Below are 19421 nucleotides of genomic sequence, written 5' to 3'. Positions count from 1 at the left end.
TCAAAACAAGCGGAATCCGCTCGATAGCTTCTCGGCCTGATCCTTGGGGTCGACACCGGGGTCGTCAGGAAGCCTGACAGGCATCTCTTCGGGCTCCGTGGGATCGGCTTCATTCTCCACCGCAGGGGGCGTATCATCGCTGGCTTCCGCTTCGTCCTGATCTTTGGGGTCAACCGAACCGGACGCACTGTCCACGACACCGGACGTTTCCTCCGCACCCGCTGGTGGATCAGATATGACCGTTGCCTCGTCAATATCCTCATCTTGCGAAAGAACGACAGGCGCGGCGATGACAGCCGGCACAGGCTCAACAACCACCTCATCATTTTCGATCAGTTGACCGAGCCGTTCAACCGGCGCACGCCATTCAAATGCATCGAGCTTCCCGCTAACAGGCGAAACCGCCGCCCAATGCTCAGACACGACACCATCAGCCACCCAGGCAGGATCGCGCGGCGCGCGCACTGCTTTCGACAACAACTGGCGCACTATGCCCTGATCACCCGTCTCTGCTTCTTCGATATCGGCAAGCAGAAGAAAGGCACCTTCGCGTCCATCGAGGCGAATGGCTGCCCCAACCTCCTCGCGCGCTGTCTTGTATTCCTTCGCATCAAGCGCCGCACGTGCCACGGCAAGCGACGATTCGGCATTGTTCTTCTTCATGTCCTGTAGCTTGCGCGCCCGTGCCAACCGGTCGAGAACCGCATCGCCGGGGCGAGCATGGACATAGAGTTCGGCAATCTCAGGGTGGGGTTCTGCACGCCACGCCGCCTCCAGTATTTTTGAGCCTTTGCGAACATCATTTTGCTTGAACAATGCCTTGGCAGACGCCAGCGCCGCAGGCACGAAAGCGGGTTGAAGTCGATTTGCCTCGATTGCCGCAACCCGGGCAGCGTCCGGGTCTACATCCATCAGCGCCCCGGCCTTTGCCGTCAAAAGCACCGCGCGCCGGCGGTCCACGGCATCGCGCCCGGCCTGACGCGTTGATTTTTGCGCATTGACCAGCTTCAAGGCACCATCCCAGTCGCCTCGTGCGGTGAGTTCTTCCAGGGTCGACTCGGCCGCCCAGGCAAGTTCTGGTGCCGCGACAGCCGCGCGACCGGCATAGTGGCGCGCCGCATTTCGATCGCCGAGACGTTCAGCCTCCAGATAAAGCCCCTCAACCCAAGCAGCCGCATCTCCGGATCGTCAAGCATGGCTTCGAACTTCTCACGGGCACCATCATGATCACCTTCAAGCAGCGAAGCCTGTGCTTCCAGAAGATAGATCAACGGCTCCTGATCCGACCGGATCAGCTTGGCCGCCTCTTTGCTTTTTGTGCGCGCCAGAGATCCGTCTCCTGCCCCGGCAGCGATCATGCCGGTCGAAAGCGCCTGATAGCCGCGGTCCCGGCGACGCACTCTGAAATGTCGGGCAATGGCGTAGGGACTGTTCCACAACGATTTAACGAGCCACCAGGCAATCATGACGGCGGCGACCACGCCAACCACCGCCACAGCGGCCGCCATCAGGCCAACCTGATATTGATAGCCGTCGAACGTCACGACCATGTCGCCCGGCCGGTCAGCCAACCAGGAGAAGCCAAGACCAAGACCAAAAACCACAATGAGGAAGAACAGGATGCGGGTCATCGTGCTTGCCTCATGTTTTCATCGCGCCGGAGATCAGGGAATCGACCTTCGCTTCCACATCCAGCCGGGCCTTGAGTTTGGCCACAAAAGCCTCACCTGCGGCCTTGGCCTCCTGCGGCAGCGTATCATATTCGCTGAGCGCCTTGGCATAGTCTCCCTGCTTCACCGACGCCTCCATGCGGGCAACGATTTCGGGGACACCGGTTCCCTCTACCGCCCCGATCGGCCTGACCTTGACCAGCGACTCGGCGCTCGAAAGCAGGCGTTGAACGAAACCGGCATTTTCATCGACGGGTGTAGTGGCTGCGATCATCGCATCGGCCGCGCCATCGGTACTGGCGGCTATGTCAGCACGGGTTGGCACCCCTTTTTCAGCATAGGGGCGCAGCGATGCAAGCTCCGGCGCATCTGGAGAAATGGCCGCGAACGTCTCAAGCTCTGCTTCAAATGTTGCACCCCGCTCAAGCGCGGATTTCAGCGCCGAAGCAGCGATTGCCAACGCGATCTTGGGTTGCGAAGCCTGCGCATCGACCTTGCCGGAAAGCGCTGTGATCGATTGCTCAAGCGCCGCCAGCCGTTCATTCTGCTGGGCGCTGGCATCGTTGGCCGATTTGACAGACGCTTCAAGCGCCCCGACCTTTTCATCAAGCGGACCGAGATCGACTGAGGCGGCTGTGCCGGACTGGTCAAGATTGGCGATCGTTGTCTCCAGTGCCTGAACCTTGTCGGCCAGGCCAGTCACGTCGCTCACGTCACTTCCCGTCTCAACGGCCGCTTTCAACGTCGCAAGTTCGGCCTCGACCTGATCGAGCGTCGAGGAAATCGTCCCTATCTTTGCCGCCGCCTCGCCGCCACTTTCTGAACCTGCCATCCGCGCCATTTGCGCCTTGAGCGCCGCGACATCGCTGTTCAGGTTCTCAACAGAACTGGATGCGGTGCCGGGTGCGCCTAAAATTCCGGCAAACTGCAGCGCACCGGCACCCGCAAGCGCGATGATCCCACCGACAATTCCCGCAGCAAGGCCACCCATTGCGCCCTTCTTCCGGCCAGTTCCGTCAACCGCTGCCGCAGCAGCCATTGTCGCCTGCTCGCCTGAAGCATCACCCCATTGGTCGCTTTTCGCCTTATCTGCATCTGGCGCCTCAGCGTGATCCTTGAAAGAGTAATCATAGGTCTGGGACGAACTATCAGTAGATGGTTCAGCGACATCGCCAGCAGATTGCGATTCTTCCTGCGCCACATCACTGCCTGACTGCGCATCGCCCGCAGCCTCCACTTCCGGCTGCACATCGCTTTGCGCCTGATCGGCAGGCTCGCTCACACCCTTATCCTCGCCAGCCGACTGAGCTTGCGCTGTGCGTGAGACGGCTTCCGGCTCAAGTTCGATCGTTACCGGTTCGCGACGACTCTTCGAATGTCGGGTCTTTGGCGTCTTGACCATGCCTGGCTCCGCAATTTCGCTTCATAACTACCGCCAAGCGGCATCGGTGAGTTCTAAAATATCTATCACACCTCAAAGCGGTGAAAAGGGGCCGTGTGATGACGCGGCTCAATAGCGCAGCCGCAGAAGTGCTAGCAGCGCCTGTTCATTGGGTTCACGCGCAACAAGGATCTTATCGCCAGCAACATCCCCAAGCGGCAAGGAAACGCGACCCGATAAGCAATAGAATTGTGCGGTTTCAAAGAGATGACTTACACCCGCTCGTCCAGTCAGTTCCTTCATAGCAGTCGCCGCCATCGCCGAATACAGCAAAATCGCATCGACCGCACAACCCGACAAACGTTCGACAATCGCCTCGCATTTATAATCAATACGAACAGTATCATAGCTCTCTATTGGGTGAACCCGCACGCCGGCACCCTCCAATTGCTTCTCGAACTCGGGATTGCGCACGCGCCCGCAAAGATAGACAACAGCATCCACGCTGGTCGAACCCGCAATCTGCCGCGCCAGCGCCACGGCATCACCTGCCCCTTCCACCACTGTCGAAAAACCTGCCGCCCGGGCAGACGCGGCAGTCCTTTTGCCGACTGCGTAGCAAGGCAGCCTGGAAAGTTGATCCAGCAAATCCTGCGAAGCATGGCGGGTAGCATTGGCGCTGGTAATCGCCACCGCTGCGACCCCTTCTGGCAGGAGGCTCGAACCGACTGGCAAGGGCAGTGTTTCCGACAGCGGTAGCAACACCGGCTCGAAACCCAGTTCCTTCAGGCGTAAAGCTGTTCGGTTGCCGGCGGGTTGAGGCCGCGTCACCAGCACGCGCAGCATATCAAAACCAGCCTTCGAAAAACACCGGACCGGCCTTCGCACGCACATCGGCACCGGCCTGTTCGCCAATGTGAGTGCCATCAGAAGCCGCGCCTTCAGCGTCAATTTCATGCGCTTCGGTGCCATCGGGCTTGATGATGAGGCCCTTGAAAGTCAGTCTTTCATCATCAACCGTCGCGTAACCGGCAATAGGCGTTCGACATGAGCCATCAAGCGCGCCCAGAAAAGCGCGTTCACACGCAAGCGCCTGTTCTGTCGGAATATGATTAATTGCATCAAGCATTTGCCTGACGAAACGATCACCGACCCGATTTTCGATTGTTATTGCGCCTTGTCCCGGTGCCGGGGAAAAACATCCAGCCCCATCACGCCGCTGGCAATATGCTCCATTCCCAACCGCTTGAGACCGGCCAGCGCAAGGATCGTGCCCTGCGCAACACCCTCATCCAGTTTCCTGAGTCGGGTCTGCACATTGCCACGAAACATCACCACATCGAGATCGGGCCGCATACGCCGGATGAGCGCCTGACGGCGCAATGACGATGATCCTATTTTGGCACCTCGCGGTAAATCCTCGATGGATTTGGCGTCCTTGCCGATAAAGGCGTCACGCGCATCCTCGCGCGGCAGGAAAGCGGAAAGCTCCAGACCGTCCGGCAACAGCGTCGGCATATCCTTCGAGGAATGCACGGCAATGTCGATGCGCTTGTCGAACAGCGCTTCTTCCAGTTCTTTCGTGAACAGACCTTTTCCGCCAGCCTCGGATAATGGGCGGTTCTGGATACGGTCACCACTGGTTGAAATGGCGACGATTTCAATCGCCTCTTCAGCCATACCATGTGCCGCCATCAGCCGCGCCCGCGTTTCATGGGCCTGTGCCAATGCAAGCGGGCTGCCACGCGTTCCAATTTTCAATACAGTTTGCATGATGCTCGGTCCGTGATAACCCCCGGCAGACGAGGTTGAGTTGTGCCTTCTCCTAACCGGGAAAGCGCGACCGGGCAATGATCGGAGCAGCGACGAATTGATCCGCATTCTGGGTATAGAGACGAGTTGTGACGAGACGGCAGCCAGTGTCGTTGCGTTTACGAACGATTCCGGCCCGAAGATACTTTCAAACATCGTGCTGAGCCAGATCGAGGAACATGCAGCTTTTGGCGGTGTTGTCCCCGAAATTGCCGCGCGCGCCCATGTCGAAGCGCTGGATGGCATCATCGAAGCCGCCTTGGCCGATTCAGATGTGCAACTTGGCGACATCGACGCCATTGCCGCGACCGCAGGGCCGGGCCTCGTCGGTGGGCTCATCGTTGGCCTCATGACCGCAAAAGCCATCGCCACAGCGGCCAACAAACCGCTTCTTGCAATCAACCATCTTGAAGGACATGCGCTGACCGCGCGCCTGACCGGAAGCGTCGAATTCCCGTATCTCTTGCTTTTGGTATCCGGCGGCCACACCCAGATCGTCAAGGTAGCAGGCGTTGGCGACTATCAGCGCTGGGCAACCACCATTGACGATGCCTTGGGCGAAGCCTTCGATAAAACGGCAAAGATGCTCGGCTTGCCGTATCCGGGTGGTCCGAATGTCGAAACGGCCGCCGCAAATGGCGACGCCACCCGGTTTGCCTTTCCACGCCCGATGAAGGGCTCGGCCCAGCCGGACTTCTCATTCTCCGGCCTCAAGACTGCGGTGCGTCAGACGGCGACCGCAATTGCACCACTGACACAACAGGACGTAAACGACATCTGCGCTTCGTTTCAGGCTGCCGCTTCTGGTGCCTTGGCCGATCGGGTTTCGCGCTCTCTTGATCGTTTCAACCACGAATTTCCCGATTGCAAGCAGCCGACGCTCGTCGTTGCCGGCGGGGTCGCTTCCAATCTTGCCATCAAGACAGCACTCGAAACGCTGTGCGAGAAGGCCGGTTTTTGTTTCATGGCACCACCCCTGAAACTATGCACGGACAATGCAGCCATGATCGCTTGGGCGGGCATTGAACGACTGCGAGCGAACACCGCCAACGAGGATGCGTTCAATTTCGTACCCCGTTCCCGCTGGCCACTGGATGGCATCTCGGCACCCGTTGTCGGGTCAGGCCGACGAGGTGCCAAAGCATGAGCGATCAACACGAAACTGGCAAGGCAACCAGTCCCTGGCAGGTCACTGTACTTGGCGGAGGAGCCTGGGGAACGGCATTGGCGCTGGCCATGCTGCGTGCCGGTCACGACGTGCGCTTATGGGCGCGTGACGTTGCCACAGCCAACGCTGTCAAGCGAGGTGAAAACCCGCGCTATCTGCCCGGCATCTCCTTTGAACCCGGCATTATGGCAATGAGCGACATTGAACAGGCGCTTGCAGGCACGAACTGCGTTCTCGCAGTCACGCCTGCACAATCGCTGCGTGCCGTATTGCAAAATGCCAAGGCTCATATCCCAGGCGCTGCGCCGCTTGTCTTGTGCGCGAAAGGCATCGAACGTGAAACCGGCGCATTACTCTCTTCAATCGTTGGGCAATGCCTGCCCGGCAACCCCATCGCAATCCTGTCCGGCCCAAGCTTTGCGATAGATGTGGCCAGAGGCCAACCCACTGCCGTTGTCGTTGCCGCCCCCGACCCGTCTCTCGCCGCCGACCTTGCAACCCGCTTTTCCGCGCGAAATCTGCGGTGCTATTCCAGTGACGATCTGATCGGCGTCGAAATCGGCGGCGCCTTGAAGAATGTTTTCGCCATAGCAGCCGGTGCCGTAACCGGGGCAGGACTTGGTGCCAGCGCACAGGCGGCCATGGTGACAAGAGGGTTCGTTGAATTGCGCCGCATGGCCGCAGCCTTTGGCGCAAAACCGGAGACAATTATGGGACTTTCCGGTCTCGGCGACCTGTTGTTGACATGTTCTTCCACGCAATCGCGCAATTTTACCTATGGACTGGCGGTTGGGCGAGGTGAAACGCTTGATGGGCGGCCACTGGCTGAAGGGGTTGCGACGGCCGCAATTGCCGTGAAAATTGCCCAGGAACGGGGCATTGACGCGCCGATCATCACGGCGGTCGCTGCCATTCTCGACAACAAGATCACCATCCACGAGGCTGTCGCCAGGCTGATGGCGCGCCCCTTGAAAAACGAAAACCAACCGTAAAATCAGGAGCATCGAAGAATGTTGTTTGCATTGCTTTGCAAGGATAAGCCCGGCTCACTTCAAGTGCGAACTGATACGAGGCCGGATCATGTCGCATTCCTCAACCGGCTGAATGACGACAGGAAACTTGCCTTTGCCGGACCATTCCTTGACGCAGATAACAAGCCGACCGGTAGCCTTGTCGTCATCGAAGCAGCCGACAAGGCTGAAGCCGAAGCAATTGCAGGCAGCGATCCTTATGCCAAGGCCGGATTGTTCGAGAGCGTGGAAATTCGCGCCTGGAACTGGGCCTTCAACAAGCCGGAAAACCTCTAACACCCGGCAAAACGCGATAATCAAGACACGACATGGGGTAGACACTTGAATTACTGGCTATTCAAATCCGAACCGTTCAAATTCTCTTTCGATGCGTTGAAAGCAACGGGCAAGGACGGCACACAATGGGACGGCGTGCGCAATTACGCCGCACGCAACAACATGAAAGCCATGCAGATCGGTGATCTCGGCTTTTTCTACCATTCCAATGAAGGCTTGAATATCGTTGGCATTGCCGAGGTTTGCGCCCTTGCCCACCATGACACCACAACCGAAGATCCCCGCTGGGAATGCGTCGATATCCGTGCTGTGCGTGACGTGCCAAACCCTCCAACACTGGCGGATGTCAAAGCCAACCCGAAGCTGGCTGAAATGGCACTGGTCAGGCTTGGCCGGCTTTCTGTACAACCAGTCACCTCCGATGAGTGGAAGGAAGTCTGCCGCATGGGTGGCCTCGACCCCGCACCTTGAAGCTTGCACCTGAAAACGCCGAGCGCTTCATCCGTGCCAATACTGACCTTCTGGCACCACCCCATGTGCCCGAAATCCGCCTGCATCTTGCCGGTGAAGCGCATGATTTGTGGAAGCGTACCGAGGAGGAACTGGTTGAAATAGGTCTGCCGCCGCCTTTCTGGGCCTTTGCCTGGGCCGGTGGTCAGGGGTTGGCGCGCTACATTCTGGACAATCCGGCCATTATACGTGGAAAACACGTGCTCGACTTCGCTTCGGGGTCAGGGCTCGTGGCCATCGCTGCCGCCATGATGAAACCGGCAAAATTGATCGCCAATGACATCGACCCGTTTTGTGAAACGGCAATCCGTCTCAACGCGAAGGCCAACAATGTCGATATCCCCTTCGTCCGCGAGGACTTGATAGGGCAAGATGACGGTTGGAACGTAGTTTTGGCTGGCGACGTATTTTACGACAAACTTCTTGCCGAGCGCATTTTGCCTTGGTTCACAACGCTTAAAGAGCGCGGCGCGGCCATTCTTGTCGGCGATCCGGGACGGTTCTATTTACCGAAATCAGCCATGGAAAAACTTGCCGTCTACCAAGTTCCGGTCACGCGTGCGCTGGAAGACGCAGAAATCAAGAAAACGACAGTCTGGTGCTTTTGACGTTGGGTCAACGCACCACTTTGACGATTGTCCGGTTCGATAAAAGCGGCAGCAATTGGGCCATAGTGCGGGCAGTAACGGCGATACAGCCTTGCGTGGGAGAAAAGCCAGGCCGTGCGAGGTGGAAAAAGATGGCGCTACCGCGCCCGCGTCGCCGCGGCGAAATATTCCAGTCAAGCACCAGACAGACATCGTAGAGCCTGTCATCGCGACGCATCCGTTCGTGGCTCGCATTGTATGGCATCTTCACCGGGCGGTTGTAATTGCGATCCGCCGGGACTTCACACCAGCCCAGATCTGGACCGATCGGAGTCATTGGCAAACCCGTTCGTCGCCCACCGGAAAATTGGTCATCGCGAAAATAGCCGGACAGAATACGCATCGAGGAAAGTGGCGTCGCGCCATCGCCCTCTCGCTTGTTTGCAGATATGCCACCCCTACCCAAGGCGCAGCGAAACACCAGATTTCCAACCTGCAACAAGCCTTGTGACGGGTTGTTTGGGCGCGCGCGTACCGTCAGAATACGAAAGCCTGTCCGTAAAGTTGCATCTGCTGCATTGCGCTCGCGTTTTTTCAGGTATGATCGTGCCACGGAACAAATCACTGTGATCGGCTATTGCGTTCATCAGCTTCCGCATAAATAAACAACGGTCAACTGGCGACGATGAAAATAGGTTTCAAAACAACGGATTGATCCATGACTTCACGAACCATACTTATCGTAGACGATGATGACGATCTTCGCACCATGCTTGTCGAGCAACTTTCGCTCTACGAAGAATTCGATGTCTTGCAGGAGTCAACCGCAGCCAAAGGCGTAGCGGCAGCCCGCACCGGACTCATCGACGTGCTTATCATGGATGTTGGCTTGCCTGATATGGACGGGCGTGAGGCTGTCAAGCTGCTGCGCAAGGGGGCTACAAGGCGCCCATCATCATGCTGACAGGCCACGACACCGATTCCGACACGATTCTCGGCCTCGAAGCCGGTGCCAACGACTATGTCACCAAGCCATTCCGCTTTGCCGTCTTGCTTGCCCGCGTGCGTGCGCAACTGAGACAGCACGAACAAAGCGAGGATGCCACGTTCTCGGTCGGCTCTTATACCTTCAAGCCTAGCCAGAAACTTCTGATCGACCAGCGTGGTGCCAAAGTAAGGCTGACCGAAAAGGAAGCCTCGATCATCAAATATCTCTACCGCGCCGAACAAAAGGTCGTGACACGCGACGTGTTGCTTGAAGAAGTATGGGGATATAATTCAGGCGTAACCACGCACACGCTTGAAACACACGTCTATCGCTTGCGCCAGAAGATCGAGCGTGATCCTTCAAATGCAGAACTGCTTGTGACAGAAAGTGGCGGCTATAAGCTTGTTCCTTAAATATTTGTGCTTCTATTAGTCAGAGCGAGCCGGGACGGGCTCGCATGAGAAGGGGACTAGACCTGACTGTTCGGGGACATAGCTGATGGCGTTGGACGACGACATTCGCATACTTTCTGCCGTGGAACTCTTCGAGGGTTTCACGCAGGAACAGTTGCGTCTGCTCGCCTTTGGCGCGGAAACGACCGTTCTTCCTGCCGACAGGAAACTCTATCTTGAGGAGGACGAAGCAGATTGTGCTTATGTCGTCATCAGTGGCAGCATCGCCCTTTACCATGAAGTGGGCGACAAACGCGTCGCCATAGGAACAGCCGGTCCAGGCGCTCTTTTGGGTGAATTGGCATTGATTGCCGACACCAAGCGATTGACAAGCGCCTCGGCAGCCGTCGATTCCGAGGTGCTTCGCCTCAGCCGAAAGATGTTCCGGCGTATCCTCGAAGAATATCCCGAAATCGCTGCCAGCCTTCACCAGCGTATATTGGAGCAGTTTCAGGCGCTGATCAGCCGTATCGAGAAATTGGCACCGCGGTTCTCGGGCTGAACGGTTGGCGCAATGACTTTCCGGCCCATTGCCCTAATCCAGATCGAACCGCGCGATCACCGGAACATGGTCTGAAGGACGTTCCCAGCCGCGCGCCGTGCTCATGATGTCGTAGCCGGAAAAACAGGGCACCAGATTGGAAGATGCCCAGACATGATCCAGCCGGCGACCCCGGTTGGAAGTCTCCCAATCCTTGGCGCGATAGCTCCACCACGTAAAAATCTTCTGATCGTCCGGCACGTGGTGGCGCATCAGGTCGACCCACCCGCCCGCTTCACGCATCGCCTCGAAATTCGTGGTTTCCACCGGTGTGTGGCTCACAACCTTCAGAAGCTGCTTGTGCGACCAGACATCATGTTCCTGAGGAGCAATATTGAGGTCGCCCACCAAAACAGATCCCGAAACGTCATTATACTCCGCACGAATGGCGTGCATTTCGGCCACGAAGTCGAGTTTGTGCTTGAATTTTCGGTTGATTACCGGATCGGGTTCATCACCACCGGCTGGAACATAGAAATTATGCAGGAGGATCGACTTGCTACCAGCCGAAACTCTGACAGACACATGACGACTATCGTCGATCTCACAGAATCGACGTTTCTCCACGATCTCGATTGGCCGACGAGCAACAGTTGCCACCCCATGATAGCCCTTCTGACCATGAATGGCGATGTGTTCATAGCCAAGTTTGCGAAAGGCAGAGGAAGGAAACAGATCGTCCGGGCATTTGGTTTCCTGAAGGCAAAGCACGTCAGGTGCCTCTTCGACCAGAAGGCGTTCGATAAGCGGCATGCGTAGCCGGACCGAATTGATATTCCAGGTAGCAATCGAGAATGGCATCAAAAATTCCGGTACGGCACATGGTACGCCGTGACCGATGGGTATTGGCTGAAACGCAATGCGCCCTTTCTAGGGTTGAGCCCAGACCCTGCCAGCCGCCGCTACTAAAAACAAGATGACACGCCCAAGTCCCCACGTTGCGCGCCGGTTTCCACACAAACAAATTCATGTCGCCTAAAAGTGTGCAGTGGTTTTGGGACAACGACATGCATGAAAACAAGTGCTCAAAGCACCGCATGAACCCTTTTTGACGCGATGTATCTTAGCGCATGTTCTTCTTGGTGTTGAGTACGCGATTGGCGGTATAGTCGATCGCGAAGGTATCGGCGGCGAATTTCACGCCTTCCTGTACGTTGAAGATCATCACCGTGGTGTCCTTGCCTTGCGCATCGGTGATCGTCCATTGGCGCAGTTCGTAGGATTGCGGATCGAACATCATGGTGATCTTCGAATTGCCGAAAACCGACTTGTCGGCAAGTTGGATCGTCGTGAGATCGTCTTCCTGCTTCACGCTCTTCACGCGATCACCCGAAAGGTCGATCTTGTTGTCGAGCAATAGTTTAAGTGGCGTTTTCGAAAGCGGATAAAGGTCCGAGGTCTTGAGCTTCTTGTTCAGGATCACCACCGATTCCCCGTCGGAGATCACTCTGAAATCGGACGACCCATCATAATTGAACCTGATTTTCCCAGGCCGTTCCAGAAAGAACTTGCCACCCGTCTGCTCACCTTTCGGCCCGAATTGAACAAACTCGCCGGTCATGGATTTCACTGACGAGAAATGGTCGGCAATCTCCTGTGCCGCAACGGGTGCGGCGGCTTGCGCAGCAGCAAGAAGGCGAAAGCCGGGAACGACATTGAGCGCAGCCGCGCCGGCGAATATGAGCCCTAAACCAAGAACGTGGCGGCGCGTCGGTGCAAACTTGCCGATCTGTGCGGAAAATTCATTCTTCATGCAGCTCACTCTCGTCTCATTGACAGTTCATGCACAATGTCGCGCGCCAGTTAGGCCTAAGTTTGGCAACATATGTCTCAACGCGTAAGTGCGACAATTGGATCCCGTTTCCTGCGACCTGCCCACATTAAGTCCGATGCTCTAGAATTTGTCATCTTCGGTCGGCACCAGAATTTCGCGCTTACCAGCGTGATTTGCCGCTCCGACGATGCCTTCCTTCTCCATCTTCTCGATGATCGACGCAGCCCGGTTATAACCGATACCGAGGCGGCGTTGAATGTAGCTGGTCGAAGCCTTGCCATCGCGCAGCACAACGGCCACCGCCTGATCGTAAGGATCATCGGAATTATCGATATTGCCACCACCGGAGCCACCCTTGCCCGAAGACGATTCGCTATCTTCCTCTTCATCCTCGGTAATGGCGTCGAGATATTCCGGCACACCTTGAAGTTTCAGATGCGCAACGATCTGTTCCACCTCGCCATCGGAAACGAAAGGCCCATGAACACGCTGTATGCGCCCGCCACCCGCCATATAAAGCATGTCACCCATGCCGAGCAGTTGTTCTGCACCCTGTTCACCCAAAATGGTGCGGCTATCGATCTTAGACGTCACCTGGAACGAAATGCGGGTCGGGAAATTGGCTTTGATCGTACCGGTAATGACATCGACTGACGGGCGCTGCGTCGCCATGATGACGTGAATGCCGGCAGCACGCGCCATTTGAGCAAGGCGCTGTACCGCGCCTTCGATGTCCTTGCCCGCGACCATCATCAGATCGGCCATCTCATCGATGATGACGACGATATAGGGCATCGGATCAAGGTCGAGCTGTTCGGTTTCATAGATCGCTTCGCCGGTCTGCCGGTCGAACCCGGTTTGCACGGTACGCGAGATTTGCTCGCCCTTTTTCTGGGCCTGAACAACACGCGCATTAAAGCCATCAATGTTGCGCACACCGACCTTGGACATCTTCCGGTAGCGATCTTCCATTTCCCGGACCGTCCATTTCAACGCCACAACGGCCTTCTTCGGATCGGTAACAACCGGGGTCAACAAATGCGGTATGCCGTCATAGACGGATAGCTCCAGCATTTTCGGGTCAATCATGATCAACCGGCATTGCTCAGGCGTCATCCGGTAGAGCAATGAAAGGATCATCGTATTGATGGCAACCGATTTGCCCGAACCGGTGGTACCTGCAACCAGAACATGCGGCATCTTGGCAATATCGACGATGACGGCCTCGCCATTGATCGTCTTGCCAAGTGCCAGCGCCAGCTTGGCTTTCGTTGTTTCGAAATCGCGGCTTGCCATGATTTCGCGCAGATAAACCGTTTCGCGCTTGGCGTTTGGCAATTCGATGCCGATGGCATTACGCCCTGGAACCACCGCGACGCGGCAGGCAATTGCGCTCATCGAACGTGCAATATCGTCGGCAAGCCCGATGACCCGCGATGACTTGATGCCCGGTGCTGGTTCAAGCTCGTAAAGCGTTACGACAGGTCCGGGCCTGACATGGATGATCTCGCCTTTGACGCCGAAATCTTCAAGAACGCCCTCCAAAAGCCGGGCATTCTGTTCCAGTGATTCCTTCGACAGGCTGGGGTCGCGCACCACATTGGGCGGATCGGACAGGAAATGCAGAGATGGCATCTCGAACGAATTCGTATCGATCAGCGAGGTTTGAGCCTCACGCTGGATGCGCGTCCCTGAAACCGGCCTCGGCGCTGGTGCCACAACGCGCGTAGCCGCATCGGAGCGAAAGCTCTGTGCTTGCGCGCGCGGTGCGTCGTTACGGAACTGGTCGTTCTCCTGCGCAAAATCCAGGTCTTCGCCGTCTTGTGAAAATACGTCGCTGTCATGCGGATCAAGCGACGCGCCATGATCGCCGACCATGTCGGCAAAGAATTCCGGCTCAACGCGGGCTCGTCCGTTCGTGCTCATCCGCGATTCGGCAAGTTCGGCGGATTCTACCCGCTCCGCGGCACGTCGCCATGCACTTGGGCGTGGCTCCATCTCCGGTGCGAATCCATCGCGGGCATTGCGTCGTGCAGCGCGACGGCGAAGATAAGCGCGCAGTGACAGCCACCAATGCGTGAGCGCGCCAAGCGCCAGAAACCCTTCACTGTCGTCATCTTCATCATGCTCGAACAGAATGGAATCAGTGTCGACAGGCTCCGCCGTTTCTTTTGGCACATTGACCGCAAAGCCGTTTCTGCGACCGATAAGTGCCGAACCATAAGCGAACAGCCAAAGGGTTGGCGCAACAAACAAAATAGCCAGAAGAGCAGCAATCAGGCCCGTCGGGTATCCACCGATAATGAAGCCCGGAATATTCAGCACCATATCGCCAAACACGCCACCAAGACCTGTCGGCAGCGGCCACGTCTTTGGCGGCACAACACAACCTGCCATGGCAGCAGCAAGCACGGCAAAGCCGAACCATGCAAACCCGCGTTTCGCGAGATGGTCGACACCGCGCGCGGAAAACAAGAAAAAGCCCCAGATAACAGCCGGAACAACACCGGCTACCGCCGCAAGGCCAAAGAACTGCATGGCAAGATCGGAAAAGACGGCCCCGCCATAGCCCATCGCGTTGGTGACAATATTGTCAGTCGCGTGCGAAAAACTGGGATCGGCAACATTCCATGTAGCCAGGCTGGCAATGGCGAAGACCACCACGATAAACAACCCGCAGCCAATCACTCTGCCAAGCTGCCGACGCGCGAAGGCGCGAACGCCATTCCCCGAATCGATCAGCGCGAGCGGTGCTGTAGCCCCTGAACGCATGCCTCTTTCCCCGTCCAAATTGGTGACCCCCACGGCACGAACGCGCGCGGGGCAGATTCACCCTTTAGACTATCGAGGGTAAGGTTAAGGTCGCATTAACCATCCAGATTCTTATCGTCACGATTTTTGGAGCGTTGCACGACACGACCATTTTCGACATTATTTCCCGGTATAGCCATGAAAAAGGCCCGGACAAATCCGGGCCCCGACTCAACGTTTGGCAATTGCTATTGATACCCCTCAAGCAATGGAGTCGCCGCATTTCATCATGAATGATAGGCAACTTCACCATGCGACGTGATGTCGAGGCCTTGAGCCTCAATATCCGCGGCAGGACGAAGACCGATTGTCATATCAACCAGCTTGTAAAGGATGGCCGACACCACACCGCACCAGACAATCGTGATCAGGACGGCGAGAATTTGCGTCCAGAGCTGGCCGCCCATCGATACACCTTCTGCGTAACCAACCCCGCCAAGCGAAGACGATGCGAAAATGCCGGTCCCGATAGCACCGACAATGCCACCAATACCATGCACGCCGAACACGTCCAGAGCATCGTCATAACCAAGCTTGATCTTCACCGTTGCCACGAAATAATAGCACACGATGCTGGCAATCGCGCCTAGCACGATAGCCCCGACAGGGCCGACAAAACCGGCCGCCGGAGTAACCGCCACAAGTCCAGCGACAACGCCCGAGGCAGCACCAAGCATGGATGCCTTGCCGCGTGAAACCGTTTCCACCACGGCCCAGGCAATTGCAGCACCGGCGGTCGCCGTAAAGGTGTTGATCATGGCAAGTGCGGCTGTTCCATTCGCCGCAAGGGCAGACCCCGCATTAAATCCGAACCAGCCAACCCACAGGATCGAGGCACCGATCATCGTGAACGGCATTGAGTGCGGTGCCATGTTGTCGCGGCCATAACCTGCCCGCTTGCCGATGAGCAAGGCCCCCACCAATGCAGCGATACCGGCGTTGATGTGAACGACGGTGCCGCCCGCGAAATCCAGTGCGCCCCAACCAAAGAGCAGGCCATTGGCATCCCAAACCATATGCGCGATCGGGAAATACACTAGGCTGACCCACGCCGCCACGAACACGAGCACTGCGGAGAACTTCACGCGTTCTGCGAAAGCCCCGACTATCAGGGCTGGCGTTATGCAGGCAAAGGTCATCTGGAAACAGATAAAGACAAATTCCGGAATTGTTCCCGCTTCCGATTCAGGCGTCACGCCAATCAGGAAAATCTTGCCAAAACCGCCCCAATAAGCACCCGTGCCGCCACCAAACGCGAACGAATATCCCCACAGAACCCAAACGACCGCGACCATTGCCGTAATCATTGTGCACTGCATGAGAATGGACAGGACATTCTTGGACCTGACGAGACCGCCATAGAACAGGGCAAGCCCTGGCAAAATCATGAACAGCACGAGAATCGTAGACAACAGCATCCATGCCGTATCGCCCGAATCTATTGCCGAGACGGGTGCGGCTTCTTGCGCGAACGCAGCCGTGCTCCCAAAGCATAGAGCTATGGGTGCAAGCGATACGGAAAGCCGTGTCCGTCTGAAAATCGAAGGAAATTTCATTGATCTCTCCATTGCAACTGGACCGGCCCGTTCAGAGCGCGTCTGTGTCTGTTTCGCCGGTACGGATGCGCACGGCCTGTTCGATGCCAAAAACGAAAATCTTGCCATCACCGATCTGCCCGGTCTTGGCGGTATTGCGAATTGCATCGACTGTCCTGTCGGCCACATCGTCATCGACCGCGACTTCGATCTTGATTTTCGGCAGAAAGCTCACGGCATATTCGGCACCACGGTAGATTTCCGTATGGCCTTTCTGACGTCCGTAGCCTTTGACCTCCGTAACGGTCAGGCCCTGTATGCCGAGCGTGGTGAGCGCCTCGCGCACCTCGTCGAGCTTGAACGGCTTGATAATAGCCATCACAATTTTCATAAGGTTTCACCCCTTGTTTGATGCGGGTCCCCGCGTTCCACATGCACGTGCTGGCCCCAACAAAGTCGGGGAAGCTACAATGGACAAACAAGCTCCGTGCCAGTTGCCGTAAAAATCGGTAACTAGCTGTTATTAAATGTATATATTGAAATTCGCTCCGTAGCGCTTCAGAAGTTCGGTTACGGTTATGTCTAATAATTGTGCATATAAAACGCCATGCCTATTATTTCATCTTTCGCTTCAGCCGGATCAATCCTTCCTGCGCTACCGAGGCAATCAGCGTACCATCGCGGGCAAATAGCGTACCGCGCGTGAACCCCCGCGAACCCTGGGTCGAGGGGCTGTCTTGCGTGTAGAGAATCCAGTCGTCCAAGGCATGGCTACGATGAAACCACATGGCATGGTCCAGACTGGCACCTTGAATATCGCGATCGAAAATTGCACGCCCATGGGCGAATGTGGATGTATCAAGCAGCGTAATATCCGACAGATAGGCCAGTACGGCCGCCTGAATAGCGCGGTTGTCTGGTACGGGGCTGCTCGTCCTGATCCAGATATTTTGTTTCGGCTCAAGCTTTTCCCGGCTTGTATAATGTTTCAACATGACCGGTTTCATTTCGACGGGCCGTTCACGTTCCCAATAGCGTTTGATGCCTTCCGGCACAGCGTCACCCAATTCGTTCATCAGTTGGCGTTGCGATAAAAGCGTATCGGGCTCGGGAACATCCAAAGGCATCGGCATCTGATGTTCCAGACCCGTTTCGTCATACTGGAATGACGCTTCGAGTGAGAAAATCGCCTGGCCATGCTGGATTGCAACTACACGTCTGGTCGTGAAGGAAATGCCATCGCGGATGCGATCGACTTCATAGATAATCGGCACCTTGGTGTCGCCCGGGCGCATGAAATAGCCGTGCAGCGAATGGATATGGCGCTCGGGATCAACGGTACGCTGTGCCGCCACAAGCGCCTGAGCGATTGTCTGGCCGCCAAACACGCGTTGCCAGTTGAGCTGCGGGCTGCGACCACGAAACAGGTTGTGCTCCAGCTTTTCAAGGTCGAGAATGTCAAGAAGCTCGTCGATAGCCGTCGTCATGCTTTCGCACCTTCGCCCGATTGTCTCCATATGGTGTCGAACAGGATTGGCTGGCCGTCAAGCGCGTAGTAGGCACAGATCCGAAGTGCGAAAGGTTTCTGGTAATGAGTGGACGCAAATCCGGCAAGACAAGTCAGACCAGACTTGATGTTTTGGTCGCTGGTGCTGGATATGTTGGCCTTGCGACGGCCGTCTCGCTCAAGCAGGCACGTCCAGGTCTTTCCATAACCATTGTCGATGCAGCGCCTGCCGGCGTCTGGCAAAAGGATGGGCGAGCATCGGCCATTGCCGCTGCCGCCTGCCGGATGCTCGAAAGCCTCGGCGTATGGGAAGAGATTGCCCCCGAAGCACAAGCAATTACCGACATGACGATCACCGATCTCGCGGACTGCCGATCCGGTACGGCCGGTTTTCCTCACTTTCGATGGTGAAATCGCCCCCGGCGAACCCTTCGCGCATATGGTTGCCAATCGCGATCTGAATGGTGCCTTGCGTCGGCGCGCCCAACAACTCGGTATCGACATTGTCGAAGGCATGGCAGTGCAGGGTTTCAATGCCACGAATGCCGGTGTGGTCGTTCATCTGGCTGATGGTGCTACGCTTGACGCACGCCTGCTTGTTGCTGCTGATGGTGTTAAATCCAGGCTGCGCGACATGGCTGGCATCAAGACGGTGCGTTGGGAATATGGCCAGTCAGGCATTGTCTGCACAGTTAGCCATGATCGCCCGCATAATGGCCGCGCAGAAGAACATTTTCTTCCCGCAGGCCCCTTTGCCACATTGCCGCTAAAGGGCAATCGTTCCTCGCTGGTATGGGTTGAGCGAACTGACGATGCTGACAAATTGGTGAATGGCGACGAACTTGTATTCGAGACGGAGCTGGAACGGCGCTTTGGTTTGAAGCTTGGCGAAATCCGCGTCGAAGACAAACCTCGCGCATGGCCTCTTGGTCTGACACTTGCCCGCGCCTTCGTCGCGCCTCGTATCGCACTTGTAGGCGATGCCGCTCACGGCATCCATCCGATCGCCGGTCAGGGGCTTAATCTTGGTTTCAAGGATGCAGCGGCACTGGCAGAAGTCATTGTCGAGGCCGACCGCCTTGGTCAGGATATTGGCGCACTCGATGTGCTGGAGCGTTATCAGGCATGGCGCCGTTTCGATACCGTGCAGATGGGTGTTACCACCGACATACTGAACCGGCTGTTTTCCAACGACATCGCGCCGGTCCGGGCGGTACGTGATATCGGCCTTGGCATTGTCGAGCGCCTGCCACGCCTCAAGGAGTATTTCATCCGCCAGGCCTCCGGCCTTGCCCCCAACACGCCACGCCTTCTGAAAGGCGAAGCAATCTAATGCATGTCGCCCAAAAGTGTGCAGCGGTTTTGGGGCAACGACATG

General features: G+C 56.7%; 15 protein-coding genes and 4 pseudogenes. 8 read left to right on the top strand and 11 right to left on the bottom strand.

The window, feature by feature from the left end; translation table 11 throughout:
- The 4 genes and pseudogenes from AC0L7S_RS10910 to hemC all read right to left on the bottom strand — a co-directional run bounded on the left by AC0L7S_RS10910 (position 1) and on the right by hemC (position 4824).
- A pseudogene (locus AC0L7S_RS10910) lies at positions 1–1631 on the bottom strand (heme biosynthesis HemY N-terminal domain-containing protein).
- Between the two features lie 10 nt (positions 1632–1641).
- A complete protein-coding gene (locus tag AC0L7S_RS10905; RefSeq protein ID WP_473470900.1) occupies positions 1642–3072 on the bottom strand; it encodes a COG4223 family protein in 1431 nt (476 codons plus the stop codon).
- Between the two features lie 108 nt (positions 3073–3180).
- Positions 3181–3897: a uroporphyrinogen-III synthase gene (locus AC0L7S_RS10900; protein ID WP_473470898.1), complete on the bottom strand. Its 717-nt coding sequence runs from the start codon at positions 3895–3897 to the stop codon at positions 3181–3183.
- 1 nt (position 3898) lies between these two features.
- Positions 3899–4824, bottom strand: a pseudogene (gene hemC / locus AC0L7S_RS10895) (hydroxymethylbilane synthase).
- Between the two features lie 100 nt (positions 4825–4924).
- Here hemC and tsaD point away from each other — a divergent pair.
- The 5 genes from tsaD to AC0L7S_RS10870 are packed head-to-tail and all read left to right on the top strand — an operon-like array spanning position 4925 to position 8456.
- A complete protein-coding gene (gene tsaD / locus AC0L7S_RS10890) occupies positions 4925–6010 on the top strand; it encodes a tRNA (adenosine(37)-N6)-threonylcarbamoyltransferase complex transferase subunit TsaD (protein WP_473474263.1) in 1086 nt (361 codons plus the stop codon).
- The gene (locus AC0L7S_RS10885; RefSeq protein ID WP_473470897.1) at positions 6007–7023 is read left to right on the top strand and encodes an NAD(P)H-dependent glycerol-3-phosphate dehydrogenase; all 1017 of its coding nucleotides are present in this window, start codon (positions 6007–6009) and stop codon (positions 7021–7023) included. The genes tsaD and AC0L7S_RS10885 overlap by 4 nt, the downstream gene beginning before the upstream one ends.
- A gap of 18 nt (positions 7024–7041) precedes the next feature.
- On the top strand, positions 7042–7338 hold the full coding sequence (locus AC0L7S_RS10880) for a YciI-like protein (protein WP_473470896.1): 297 nt from the start codon (positions 7042–7044) through the stop codon (positions 7336–7338).
- Positions 7339–7383: 45 nt separating this feature from the next.
- Positions 7384–7809: an EVE domain-containing protein gene (locus AC0L7S_RS10875; RefSeq protein ID WP_473470895.1), complete on the top strand. Its 426-nt coding sequence runs from the start codon at positions 7384–7386 to the stop codon at positions 7807–7809.
- Positions 7806–8456, top strand: coding sequence for a class I SAM-dependent methyltransferase (locus tag AC0L7S_RS10870; RefSeq protein WP_473470893.1), 651 nt, complete (start codon positions 7806–7808; stop codon positions 8454–8456). The genes AC0L7S_RS10875 and AC0L7S_RS10870 overlap by 4 nt, the downstream gene beginning before the upstream one ends.
- A gap of 7 nt (positions 8457–8463) precedes the next feature.
- Here AC0L7S_RS10870 and AC0L7S_RS10865 read toward each other — a convergent pair whose 3' ends face one another.
- Complete coding sequence (locus tag AC0L7S_RS10865; protein WP_473470892.1) at positions 8464–9060, bottom strand: L,D-transpeptidase family protein; 597 nt, start codon at positions 9058–9060, stop codon at positions 8464–8466.
- Between the two features lie 93 nt (positions 9061–9153).
- On the opposite strand from AC0L7S_RS10865, the pseudogene AC0L7S_RS10860 reads away from it, so the two are divergent.
- Together AC0L7S_RS10860 and AC0L7S_RS10855 are read left to right on the top strand one after the other, a co-directional pair.
- Positions 9154–9836, top strand: a pseudogene (locus AC0L7S_RS10860) (response regulator transcription factor).
- 85 nt (positions 9837–9921) lie between these two features.
- On the top strand, positions 9922–10377 hold the full coding sequence (locus tag AC0L7S_RS10855; RefSeq protein ID WP_473470891.1) for a cyclic nucleotide-binding domain-containing protein: 456 nt from the start codon (positions 9922–9924) through the stop codon (positions 10375–10377).
- A 33-nt stretch (positions 10378–10410) separates the two neighbouring features.
- On the opposite strand, the gene AC0L7S_RS10850 is transcribed toward AC0L7S_RS10855, so the two are convergent.
- From AC0L7S_RS10850 to tesB, 6 genes are all read right to left on the bottom strand, one after another.
- On the bottom strand, positions 10411–11217 hold the full coding sequence (locus AC0L7S_RS10850; RefSeq protein WP_473470889.1) for an exodeoxyribonuclease III: 807 nt from the start codon (positions 11215–11217) through the stop codon (positions 10411–10413).
- 262 nt (positions 11218–11479) lie between these two features.
- Positions 11480–12169, bottom strand: coding sequence for an outer membrane lipoprotein carrier protein LolA (locus AC0L7S_RS10845; protein WP_473470887.1), 690 nt, complete (start codon positions 12167–12169; stop codon positions 11480–11482).
- Positions 12170–12310: 141 nt separating this feature from the next.
- Positions 12311–14962: a DNA translocase FtsK gene (locus AC0L7S_RS10840; RefSeq protein WP_473470886.1), complete on the bottom strand. Its 2652-nt coding sequence runs from the start codon at positions 14960–14962 to the stop codon at positions 12311–12313.
- Between the two features lie 266 nt (positions 14963–15228).
- On the bottom strand, positions 15229–16557 hold the full coding sequence (locus AC0L7S_RS10835; protein ID WP_473470885.1) for an ammonium transporter: 1329 nt from the start codon (positions 16555–16557) through the stop codon (positions 15229–15231).
- 31 nt (positions 16558–16588) lie between these two features.
- The gene (locus AC0L7S_RS10830) at positions 16589–16927 is read right to left on the bottom strand and encodes a P-II family nitrogen regulator (protein ID WP_473470884.1); all 339 of its coding nucleotides are present in this window, start codon (positions 16925–16927) and stop codon (positions 16589–16591) included.
- A 223-nt stretch (positions 16928–17150) separates the two neighbouring features.
- Positions 17151–18023 carry an acyl-CoA thioesterase II gene (gene tesB, locus AC0L7S_RS10825; protein ID WP_473470883.1) on the bottom strand — a complete coding sequence of 291 codons (873 nt, stop codon included), beginning with the start codon at positions 18021–18023 and terminating at the stop codon, positions 17151–17153.
- 104 nt (positions 18024–18127) lie between these two features.
- Between tesB and AC0L7S_RS10820 the strand changes: the two are divergent.
- Positions 18128–19376: pseudogene (locus tag AC0L7S_RS10820) on the top strand (ubiquinone biosynthesis hydroxylase).
- Positions 19377–19421: the final 45 nt, after the last annotated feature.

It is taken from the genome of Mesorhizobium sp. G2-6-1 (genome assembly GCF_055809095.1).
This window is presented reverse-complemented; position numbering and strand designations above follow the sequence as displayed.